The sequence below is a fragment of the Vibrio sp. HENC-03 genome (assembly GCF_000305755.2).
In the GTDB taxonomy this organism is placed as follows: domain Bacteria; phylum Pseudomonadota; class Gammaproteobacteria; order Enterobacterales; family Vibrionaceae; genus Vibrio; species Vibrio owensii.
Genome location: NZ_JH976049.1, coordinates 78,643 through 90,131 on the forward strand (window position 1 = coordinate 78,643; position 11,489 = coordinate 90,131).

General features: G+C 47.1%; 9 protein-coding genes. 8 read left to right on the top strand and 1 reads right to left on the bottom strand.

From position 1 onward, the window contains the following. Nucleotides 1–21 precede the first annotated feature (21 nt). The 5 genes from VCHENC03_RS23970 (at nucleotide 22) to VCHENC03_RS0125250 (ending at nucleotide 5,175) form a co-directional block, all read left to right on the top strand. A complete protein-coding gene (locus VCHENC03_RS23970) occupies nucleotides 22–2,469 on the top strand; it encodes a DmsA/YnfE/YnfF family dimethyl sulfoxide reductase (protein ID WP_009704269.1) in 2,448 nt (815 codons plus the stop codon). After that, a complete protein-coding gene (locus tag VCHENC03_RS23965) occupies nucleotides 2,469–3,098 on the top strand; it encodes a DMSO/selenate family reductase complex B subunit (RefSeq protein ID WP_005433785.1) in 630 nt (209 codons plus the stop codon). Before VCHENC03_RS23970 ends, VCHENC03_RS23965 begins: the two co-directional genes overlap by 1 nt. Continuing rightward, a complete protein-coding gene (locus tag VCHENC03_RS23960; protein WP_009704270.1) occupies nucleotides 3,098–3,949 on the top strand; it encodes a dimethyl sulfoxide reductase anchor subunit family protein in 852 nt (283 codons plus the stop codon). The genes VCHENC03_RS23965 and VCHENC03_RS23960 overlap by 1 nt, the downstream gene beginning before the upstream one ends. A gap of 130 nt (nucleotides 3,950–4,079) precedes the next feature. Continuing rightward, the gene (locus tag VCHENC03_RS23955) at nucleotides 4,080–4,691 is read left to right on the top strand and encodes a TorD/DmsD family molecular chaperone (RefSeq protein ID WP_009704271.1); all 612 of its coding nucleotides are present in this window, start codon (nucleotides 4,080–4,082) and stop codon (nucleotides 4,689–4,691) included. Then, entirely contained in the window at nucleotides 4,678–5,175 is a 498-nt protein-coding gene (locus tag VCHENC03_RS0125250; protein ID WP_032801969.1) for a 4Fe-4S binding protein, read from the top strand. Before VCHENC03_RS23955 ends, VCHENC03_RS0125250 begins: the two co-directional genes overlap by 14 nt. A gap of 55 nt (nucleotides 5,176–5,230) precedes the next feature. Here VCHENC03_RS0125250 and VCHENC03_RS23950 read toward each other — a convergent pair whose 3' ends face one another. Next, entirely contained in the window at nucleotides 5,231–5,815 is a 585-nt protein-coding gene (locus tag VCHENC03_RS23950; protein ID WP_009704274.1) for an FMN-dependent NADH-azoreductase, read from the bottom strand. Nucleotides 5,816–5,990: 175 nt separating this feature from the next. Between VCHENC03_RS23950 and hrpA the strand changes: the two genes are divergently transcribed. From hrpA to VCHENC03_RS23935, 3 genes are all read left to right on the top strand, one after another. After that, nucleotides 5,991–10,028, top strand: a complete 4,038-nt coding sequence (gene hrpA / locus VCHENC03_RS23945; protein WP_083481790.1) for an ATP-dependent RNA helicase HrpA — start codon at nucleotides 5,991–5,993, stop codon at nucleotides 10,026–10,028. A 215-nt stretch (nucleotides 10,029–10,243) separates the two neighbouring features. Beyond that, nucleotides 10,244–10,723, top strand: coding sequence for an outer membrane beta-barrel protein (locus VCHENC03_RS23940; RefSeq protein WP_009704276.1), 480 nt, complete (start codon nucleotides 10,244–10,246; stop codon nucleotides 10,721–10,723). Nucleotides 10,724–10,939: 216 nt separating this feature from the next. Further along, nucleotides 10,940–11,455, top strand: a complete 516-nt coding sequence (locus VCHENC03_RS23935) for an outer membrane beta-barrel protein (protein WP_009704277.1) — start codon at nucleotides 10,940–10,942, stop codon at nucleotides 11,453–11,455. The last annotated feature ends 34 nt before the right edge of the window (nucleotides 11,456–11,489 follow it).

Genomic DNA, 11,489 nt, shown 5'->3' on the forward strand with positions numbered 1-11,489 from the left:
AACGTAATTTAGGAAAAAACCATGAGTCAAAATGGTAAGTTTAATATTACTCGGCGTGATGCTTTAAAGGGCGGTTCTGCACTTGGCGCTTTGGCGTTAGCAGGAAACGCGCTTTCTCTCCCGTTTGCAACTAAAGCGGTTGCCAAAGAAACACCAGCAAAACCAAACGAAAAAATTGTCTGGTCGGCATGTACCGTAAACTGTGGTTCGCGTTGTCCGCTTCGTATGCACGTGGTCGACGGTGAAATCAAATGGGTAGAAACCGATAACACGGGTGATGATGTGTATAACCACAACCATCAAGTTCGTGCTTGTTTGCGTGGTCGCTCTATGCGTCGCCGTGTTTACTCGCCAGACCGTTTGAAATACCCACTTCTTCGCGTTGGTAAGCGTGGTGAAGGTAAGTTCAAACGCATCACTTGGGATGAAGCCTTTGACCTCATTGGTGATAACCTAAAACGCATTATTAAAGACCACGGTAACGATGCGGTGTACCTAAACTACGGTACAGGTACGCTTGGTGGCACAGTAACTAAGAGTTGGGATCCGAGCGCGACATTGGTTGCTCGTATGATGAATCTTTGTGGTGGTTACCTAAATCACTACGGTGACTACTCTGCAGCAAACATCGAATGTATGTCGGAGTACTTCTACGGTTCGTTCGTTGATAACAACTCGATTGACGATGTTCAAAATGCAGATCTATGTCTGATGTTTGGTAACAACCCAGCAGAAACTCGTATGTCGGGTGGTGGTCAGGTTCACAACTACGTGGATGCGAAAAACATCAGTCACACTCGCACGATTTGTATCGACCCTCGTTACACCGACACCGCAGCAGGCCGTGAAGACCAATGGATTCCTATCAAGCACGGTACAGATGCCGCTTTAATTGCAGCCATCGCCCATGTATTGATTACGGAAGACAAAGTCGACCAAGACTTCCTTGACCGTTACTGTGTGGGTTACGACCGTAAAACTATGCCAGCGTCAGCGCCAGAAAACGGCAGCTACAAAGATTACATCATGGGCACAGGTCCAGATGGTATCGAGAAAACACCAGAGTGGGCACAGCCAATCACAGGTATTCCTGCTGATGTGATCTTGAAACTTGCGCGTGAAATCGGCGATGCAAAACGTATCTACATTACCCAAGGTTGGGGTCTACAACGCTCAGCGAATGGTGAGCAAGCGTGTAAAGCGGTAATGATGTTGTCATTGCTACGTGGTCAAGTTGGCTTACAAGGTGGCGGTACTGGTGCTCGTGAGGGTAACCACTCATACCCATTCCAACGCTTCCCGAAAGTGCCAAACCCAATCAGCGCCTCAATTCCTATGTTCCTTTGGACAGACGCGATTTACCGCGGTACGGAAATGACAGATCTGACCGACGGCATTAAAGGCGTGCAGAAGCTACAAAACAACATCAAGTTTATCTGGAACTATGCAGGTAACTGTCTGATTAACCAACACTCAGACATCAACCGCACACACGAAATTCTTCAAGATGAAAAAGCGTGTGAAATGATTGTGGTGATCGACAACCACATGACTTCTTCTGCGAAGTATGCCGATATCGTATTGCCAGACTGTACAACGTCAGAGCAATCGGATTTCTGTATGGATGGTGCAGCTGCATCAATGCCTTACTTCATCTTTGCAAGCCAAGCGATTAAACCTCGTTTCGAATGCAAACCTATCTACGACATCATGTCTGGTGTGGCGAAGCGCATGGGCGTGTTTGATGAGTTTACTGAAGGTCGCACTCAAGAAGAGTGGCTGCAATGGATGTACGCTCAGACCGTTAAACAAAACAACGATCCAAACTTGCCGTCTTACGATGAGATGAGAAAGCAGGGTATCTACAAGAAGCAGTTCGACCGTCCACACGTGGCGTACGAAGACTTCCGTCGTGACCCAGAAGCGAACCCATTACCATCGCCATCGGGCAAGATTGAAATCTACTCAGAGACGTTAGCGAAGATCAACGAAGAATGGGAATTGGACGAAGATGAATCCATCAAGCCATTACCAGAGTACGTTTCGACGTTTAATGGCTGGGATTCTCCTGATCGTAAAGAGTACCCGCTTCAGTTAACGGGTTTCCACTACAAAGCTCGTGCGCACTCTACGTACGGCAACGTCGACATCCTAAAAGCAGCGGCACCACAGGAACTTTGGATCAACCCAATTGATGCAGCGTCACGCAACATCGATAACGGTGACTTGGTTAGCGTGCGCAGTAAGTTCGGTGAAATGAACGTTCGCGTAAAAGTAACCCCACGCATCATGCCACACATCGTTGGCTTAGGTGAGGGCGCATGGTACTCACCAAATGGTAAAGGTGTTGACCAAGCGGGTTCAATTAACGTACTGACGACACAACGTCCAAGCCCGTTGGCAAAATCAAACCCGAGCCATACCAACCTCGTTGAAGTGACGCTAATTAAGAAAATGGGGGCTAAATAATGAGCACAGCGAAGCAGTATGGCTTTTACATTGATTCAAGCAAATGTACTGGCTGCAAAACATGTCAGCTCTCTTGTAAAGACAACAAAGATCTGGGTATCGACCGTAACTTCCGTCGTGTTTACGAATACGTAGGCGGCAACTGGACAGAAGAAAACGGCGCGTTCCGTCAAAACGTGTTCGCGTACTACCTATCGATTTCTTGTAACCACTGTACTAACCCTGCGTGTACCAAGGTTTGTCCATCAGGTGCAATGCACAAGCGTGAAGAAGACGGCTTTGTCGTTGTCGATGAAAGCGTGTGTATCGGCTGTAAATCTTGTCACATGGCATGTCCATACGGCGCACCTCAATACAGCGAAGAAAAAGGTCACATGACTAAGTGTGATGGCTGTTATGAACGTGTCGCAGAAGGCTTAATGCCAGTGTGTGTTGATAGCTGTCCACTACGTGCGATTGAGTTTGGTCCAATTGATGAACTACGCGCGAAATACGGTTCAAACGCGGACGTGGCACCACTGCCAGATTCTCGCATTACTAGCCCGAACCTGATCGTGAAGCTGAATCCAAATGGTCGTCCAACCAATGACCGCACTGGTTTCCTACAGAATCCAAGAGAGGTGAAATAATGTTATACGAAGCACCATTAGTTGCCTTTACAGTTCTTGCTCAAACAGCGGTTGGCGCGCACTTAACGGTTAACGCGTTCGAGAAATTCGGTAAGCCACCACGCGTGACAGAACCTCGTATGAACATCGCTCGTTTCGCTATCTTGGTTGTAATGGGCTTGGGTTTCTTGTTCTCAACCACTCACTTAGGTAGCCCGCTTCGTGCCTTCAACGCATTAAACCGTGTTGGTAGTGCGGCGCTATCTAACGAGATCTTAACAGGGGCAAGCTTCTTGTCTCTAGCGGGTTTGTACTGGTTGCTAACGATTCTAAAAATCGGCAGCGAAGGCGTTCGCAAAATCGTGAACTGGTTGTCTATCGCGGTTGGCGTGATTTTCATGTTCGCGATGGCGAATGTTTACCAAATCGAAACAGTGCCAGCATGGTACTCACCAATGACAACGGTTGCGTTTTGGTTCACGGTCGTGACTTCGGGTCTGATGTTTGGTTACACGCTGATCAACGTATTGGACGTGACGGCTGAGAAAACCAATCGTCGCCTAATGTGGGCTGGTGTGAGCTTGATTGCGCTGAACCTAGCATTCTCAGTAATGCAGACGATTCACTTCGCAGGCATCTCAACGGCGATTCACAGTGGCTTGGATCAAATCACCATGTTATCTGGCTATGTTGCTGGTCATGTGTTGTTGCTTGTGGTTGCTGCTGCTCTTTGGGTATTCGCTGAGTTGTTTACCGTAGAAGGTCGTCAGAAGAATTTGCTGGTTATCGTGGCATTCATTGCCTTGTTCGTTGCGGAGATTCTGGGTCGCAACGTGTTCTACGGCATGCACTTTACATCTGGTTTGTACTAATAGCCGTTATTTGTGCTGATAACCATTATTTGTACTGATAACAATTAGCAGAGGGGGGCGAGTGTTCGTCCCACCTCTTTTCCGTTTTACTTAATCGAAGAATAAAAACACCAGTCATCAAAGGTACTTCATGCAAATTTCTCAACTTGAACCACAAGATACCAGCATCGTTCTTAAGCTGTTTGGTGCACTGTTTTACTACCAACCAAAAGATTACCCAGCGGCAAATCTCGATACGTTTCTGAGCAATACTGACACACCAATCGAAGCGCTCAATGACATGCTACGCAGCTTTCAAAGCGAGAGCGAAGAGGTACTGCAAATGGAGCACGATCGCATGTTTTCCGGTATTGGTGAGATGCCAGCGCCACCTTGGGGGTCGGCTTATCTAGATAAAGAAGCAGTGTTGTTTGGTGAATCAACCATTGAATATCGTTACTTCTTGCAGCGTTGTGGTTTTGCTTTGGAATCTGACCAACGTGAACCAGAAGACCAGATCGGCTTGATGTTGATGGTGTTAGGCATGTTGATTGAAACTGATCAACAAAAACTGGCGGCTGAAATGCTGCGCGAGCATTTGATGACGTGGTTTGGCTTTTTCAACAAGCGCTTCAAAAAAGCGGTGACTCTTGCGCCTTACTCAAAACTGTCGAACCTTACTGAAGAACTACTTCAATCTTTGAGTGAGCAATACCAAGTCGTTGTGCCAGCAAAGAGAGATTACTCGGATGCGCCAGTCTGAATCGGTTGATCTAAGCAAGCGACGTCTGTTTTCGTTCCGTCGCGCGCCAGTGGAACAAGCTCAAGAGCCTCGTGTTGAAGCGAGACCGCCGTATGCGGTGGAAGAGTCGATGTTCACTCGGCTTTGTGATGGATGCGGAAAGTGCGCTTCTGCATGTCCAAGCCAAATCATAGAAATGGTTGATGGCGTTGCCGCGTTAGACATCAGTTACTCGGCATGTGATTTATGCGGCGCGTGTAAGTCGGCGTGCCCTACATTGGCGCTTTCTAACCAAACAGAGTTTACAGGCTTGATAGCCACTATCTCGAACAGCTGCGAAAACTTATACGGTTATTGTGGTAGTTGTGAGGACAGTTGCCCATATGATGCTTTGCAATGGCAAGATGATATCAAACCTAATATTGACGCTGCAAAATGCAAAGGTTGCGGACAATGCGCGCAAAGCTGCTACAACAGCATGATCAGCTTTGACTTAAAACGATAAAAAAGGGATTGGCGCGAACCAATCCCTTTTTGTTTATACTCAATTCTATTTAATCTTACGCCAAGGTTGCCAATTGGCTTTGCGCAGCTGAAATGCCTTTCGCTGCTGCGTCATCACCCATGTTTAGCGCTTCTGCGTAAACAAACTCCACATCCGTGATACCAACAAAGCCCAATACTGTGCGTAAGTATGGAGTCATGCTGTCGGTTGGTGAGTCTTTATGAAGACCGCCACGAGTGGTGACGACGATTGCTTTCTTACCTTCAATCAGACCTTGAACGCCATTTTCTGTGTATTTGAATGTCACGCCTGCACGAGCAATCAAATCAATCCAGTTTTTAAGCTGAGTTGGAATCGTAAAGTTGTACATTGGTGCTGTGATAACCAAAGTATCCGCTGCTTTGATTTCTTCAATTAAGGTATCAGACAGGTCAACCACCGCTTGTTGCTCTTGTGAAAGATCCTCTGTTGCACGTAGTGCTGTCGCAACGGAAAAGTCTAAAACTGGCAGTGGATTTGCAGCTAAGTCACGAACCGTTAGCTTATCTTGGTCTACATTTTTGATGAAGTCTTCAACCAGTTTGTTTGATTGAGAGTAATCGCCAAGGATGCTTGATTTAAGAGCTAGTACACGAGACATATGGATTTCCTTTAATAAGTGCTTTCGGCTATGTGATGCATTATATGTAATGCTTAGCGACTCAAAACCCGATGGATTCGCTTAAGTTGTTCGAAAAAATTGAATGATTGCTGGATGCTGCTTTCCGTTATCTTGTTCTAGCCCTTATGTGCTACAATCCGCGCAGTTTTATGTAATGAAAAGAATAGGAAACGCTTTGACTTCGTCACAGCCCCCAAAAAAGAATCCCGCTGAAGAGCAAGCGACACCGTCAAATGGTGCGCAAAATGCCAAAGCGAAGCAGGCTAATGCATCTCAAGCACAAGCTTCTCAGAATGCTGCGCCTCAGGCTCAAGTAAATAACGCGGCGTCACTACGCAAGGCACTTAACCAGTGCATGATGCGTGACCGCTTCCGCTTGAGTAAACGAATCTCTGGTGCAAGCAAAATCAAAAAAGACGCAGCGCGTAACGCTGTATTTGATGAAATCGCATTAGACATCGCCAAATCCATGATGGTTGTGGAGCAACGTAGTAGCTACAAACCAACGATTGAATACCCTGAAATCCTGCCTGTCAGCCAAAAACGCGACGACATTGCGAAAGCGATCGAAGAAAACCAAGTGGTTATCGTTGCGGGTGAGACCGGTTCAGGTAAAACCACTCAGCTACCAAAAATCTGTGCTGAGCTTGGTCGCGGTAAATCCGGTCTGATTGGGCATACTCAGCCTCGTCGTCTTGCGGCGCGTTCAGTTGCGAACCGTATTGCTGAAGAGATGGAAACCAAGCTTGGTGAGTTTGTTGGCTACAAGGTTCGATTCAACGATCAGATCTCTGAAAATACCCAAATCAAATTGATGACGGACGGTATCTTGCTGGCTGAAATTCAGCATGACCGTTTCTTGAATCAATATGACACCATCATTATCGATGAAGCGCACGAGCGCAGCCTTAACATCGATTTCATCTTGGGTTACTTGAAAGAGTTGCTGCCACGTCGTCCTGATCTGAAAGTGATCATCACGTCGGCAACCATCGACCCTGAGCGTTTTTCAAAACACTTCAACAACGCACCAATCATTGAGGTGTCAGGTCGTACTTACCCAGTAGAAACGCGTTACCGCCCACTAAGTGGTGATGACGATAATGATCGTGACCAACTTGAAGGTATCTTCGAAGCGGTAGACGAACTGTGCGATGAAGGCTTAGGTGACATCCTTATCTTCATGAACGGTGAGCGTGAAATCCGCGATACCGCTGATGCACTATCTAAGCGCAACTTGAAGAGCACGGAAATTGTGCCGCTTTACGCGCGTTTGTCGGCGGGTGAGCAGAACAAGATTTTCCAACCTCATGCTGGTCGCCGCATTGTACTGGCAACCAACGTAGCAGAAACCTCTTTGACGGTTCCGGGCATCAAATACGTTATTGACCCGGGTACGGCGCGTATCAGTCGATACAGTTACCGTACTAAGGTTCAGCGTCTTCCAATCGAGCCAGTTTCTCAGGCGAGTGCGAACCAGCGTAAAGGTCGTTGTGGCCGTGTGGAAGAGGGTATCTGTATCCGTCTGTACTCAGAGGAAGATTTTGAGTCACGTCCGGAGTTTACCGATCCTGAGATCCTGCGTACCAACCTAGCGTCGGTTATCTTGCAGATGACGGCACTTGGTCTGGGCGATATTCAAGCCTTCCCGTTTGTGGAAGCACCTGATAAACGCAACATTCAAGACGGTGTTCGCCTTCTAGAAGAGTTAGGCGCAATCAATTCTGATGCAAAAGAATCGAAGAAGCGCCTAACTAGCATTGGTCGTCAACTTGCACGTCTTCCAATCGACCCACGTTTAGCACGTATGGTATTGGAATCACCAAAGCAAGGCGCATTGAAAGAAGTGATGATCATCGCGGCGGCACTGTCGATTCAAGACCCACGCGAGCGTCCAAGTGACAAGCAGCAATCATCAGATGACAAACACAAACGTTTCTTCCATGAAGACTCAGATTTTCTGACGTTTGTGAACCTGTGGAACTACATCCAGAAGCAACAAAAAGCGCTAACGGGCAACCAGTTCCGCAAGCAATGTAAACAAGATTACTTGAACTACTTGCGCGTGCGTGAGTGGCAAGATGTGTACTTCCAAATTCACCAGTCGATGCGTGAAATGGAATTCAAACTGAACGATGAGCCTGCGTCTTACCATGGCGTACACAGTTCAATCCTAGTCGGTTTGTTGTCACACATCGGTATGAAAGACCAAGAGAAGAATGAATACCAAGGCGCGCGTAACGCTCGTTTCCATATCTTCCCTGCATCAGGTCTATTCAAGAAACAGCCTAAGTGGATCATGTCTGCTGAGCTGGTGGAAACCTCAAAACTTTGGGGTCGCATCATCGCTAAGATTCAACCTGAGTGGATTGAACCGTTAGCGAAGCACCTGATTAAGCGCAGCTACAGCGAGCCGCATTGGTCGAAGAAACGTGCAGCAGTCATGGCACACGAGAAAGTGATGCTTTACGGTGTGCCAATTGTACCGAAGCGTTTGGTGAACTACGGCAGTATCGATCCAACCGTCAGTCGTGAACTATTCATTCGTAGTGCGCTAGTGGAAGGTGAGTGGGAAACCAAGCACGCGTTCTTCAAGCAAAACCGTAAGCTTCTTCAAGAGGTGGAAGAGCTTGAACACAAATCTCGTCGCCGTGACATCTTGGTCGATGACGATGAACTGTTTGATTTCTACGACCAACGCGTTGGCACTGAAGTAGTCTCTGGCAAACACTTCGATACATGGTGGAAGAAAGCGTCGAAAGACAACAAAGAGCTGCTGAACTTCGAGAAAGAGATGCTGTTCAAGGGCGATGCAAGCCACGTTACTGATTTGGATTACCCGAACTTCTGGCATCAAAACAACCTCAAGCTTAAGCTGAGCTACCAGTTTGAGCCGGGTGATGACAGTGACGGTGTGACGGTACACTTGCCGCTGCCGATCTTGAACCAAGTCGAGCCTGCAGGCTTTGATTGGCAGATCCCAGGTTTACGCCATGAGCTCGTGGTGAGTTTGATTAAATCGCTGCCGAAGACAGTGCGTAAGAACTTTGTTCCTGCGCCAAACTATGCCGATGCTTTCTTAGCTCGTGCAACACCGATGGAAGCGCCGCTGCTTGACTCGTTAGAGAAAGAGCTGCGTCGAATGACGGGTGTGGAAGTTCTGCGCGAAGATTGGAATATGGATCAAATTCCGGAGCACTTGAAGGTGACTTTCCGCGCGGTTGACCATAGAAATCGCAAGTTGAAGGAAAATAAAGACCTTCACGAATTGAAAGAGAGCTTGAAAGACAAAGTTCAAGAAACCCTTTCAAAAGTGGCGGATGACGACATCGAACAAGAAGGTCTGCATACGTGGAGCTTTGGCGAACTGCCTAAGGTATACCAACAAAAACGCGGTGGTTACGACGTTAAAGCGTACCCAGCGATTGTGGATGCCAAAGACAGCGTTGAAATCAAACTGTACGAGACCGAATACGAGCAGGTCACGGCAATGCAAGCGGGTCAGCGTCGTCTGATTTTGCTGAACGTGCCGTCGCCAATTAAATACCTGCACTCTAACTTACCGAACAAGTCGAAGTTGGGCCTGTACTTTAACCCTTACGGTAAGGTGCTGGATCTGATTGATGACTGTATCGCGTGTGGTGTCGATAAGCTTATCGAAGAGCAGGGCGGTTTGGTTTGGGAGCCTGAGAAGTTTGATGCACTGAAAGAACACGTTCGTGCTGAGCTGGGTGATACGGTGGTGGACATTGCACAGCAAGTGGAAACTATCCTGACGACCGCTTTCAACATCAATAAGAAGTTGAAAGGCAAGATCGATTTCACCATGGCGTTCGCGTTATCGGACATCAAAGCACAAGTCGAAGGGTTGATCTTCAAGGGCTTCGCGACAGAATGTGGCTGGAAACGCCTGCCAGATATTCTTCGCTACATGCGTGCGATAGAGCGTCGTATGGAGAAGCTGCCGATCGATCCAAATAAAGACCGTTTGCACATGCTGAAAGTGGAATCCGTTACGAGCGACTACAAAGAGCTGCTCAACAAAATTCCGAAAGGCATGGTGATTCCTGAGAACGTAAAAGAGATCCGTTGGATGATCGAAGAGCTTCGAGTGAGCTTCTTCGCTCAACAATTGGGGACTCCGTACCCAGTTTCTGATAAACGTATCAAAAATGCGATTGATGCTTGCTAAGCGATCGGTACAATAGCGGCAGTTTTTTTCTTGTGGGGTTTGCTGAGTAATCAATGGTTTGTCCAGTGGCAAGCTCGATTGGTACAGTAATTGCAGTTATTTACCCACAAGTGATTTTAAGTCACAAGGGAGGCAATGGTTCGCCTCCCTTGTGTTTGCAGTACCAACCTCTGCTTTACGCAGGAGTGGGTAATAATAAAGAGTAAAGGTTGATGATGAAGAAAACTCTATTGGCAGTGGCACTTCTAAGTGCTTCTTCTGCAGCAATGGCAGATTCATGGATTTATGGTGGTGCTTCTGTAGGTCAGTCTGACTACAAAGGCGAAACAGACACGTCTTACTCTGTACACGTAGGTACAGGTATTCTGCCAATCATCGGTATCGAAGCGGGTGTTACTCAACACGGTGAATTCAAGATCGCTGGTCAAGAAACTAAACTGACTTCTTACTACGCTGCGCTTAAACCAAGCATCGACTTCGGTCCTCTGCATGTTTACGCGAAAGGCGGTATCCACCAGTGGGATAAGAAAGTTTCTGGCGGCAAAGACGACGATGATGTGGATCTAATGTACGGTGTAGGTGCGGAATACTTCATTTTCGGCCCTATGTCTGTTGGCGCAAGCTACATGAACTACACAGCGGGCAAAGACGACATCGGTACGTTCTCTCTAAACGCGACACTGCACTTCCTATAATCGTCGAACATTTCGAAGATTTATTTGATAAACACCGGCAACGCGCCGGTGTTTTTTTTGTCTGTAAATCACACAAATAGACATTGAACAGAAATTATTCATTTGTTGTTCTTAAAACCCGCCACATTTTGAATATAGTATTTACCCAGATACATAAGGAACGCGATGCAGTTCGCGTGATGTTCCGTTCAGGAATCGAACAGGAAAGGTATAACTATGAAAACAAAACTCTCGTTATTGGCTTTGGCGCTATGCTCAACATCTGCACTTGCGGACTCTTGGCTTTATGCTGGTGGTCAAATTGGTCAATCAGACATCGATAGCGAAAACGACACCACTTATGGCATTCATGTTGGTACGGGGATCTTGCCGCTGATTGGTATTGAAGTGGGCTATTTCAACCATGGCCAAGTGGATTTAAATCTTGCTGGCAACCGAGGTGATGTGGATTTCTCTTCCTTCTACTTAGCCGCAAAGCCAAGTATCGACTTTGGTCCTCTGCACGTTTACGCGAAGGGTGGTATTAACGCGTTTAACGTCGAATACAATGGTAACCTGAGCAGCTTGGACAAAGACGATGGCGTGTCCTACATGTACGGTGTTGGCGCGGAATACTTCTTGTTAGACAACATTTCTGTCGGTGCAAGTTATCAAGCGTTTGGTGTTGATATCGATGGGGACAGCGATACAGTAAGTAGCATCACAGGTAACGTGACGTTCCACTTCTTATAATATGGCTTAATACAGAGTCGTTCGAATCGTAAGA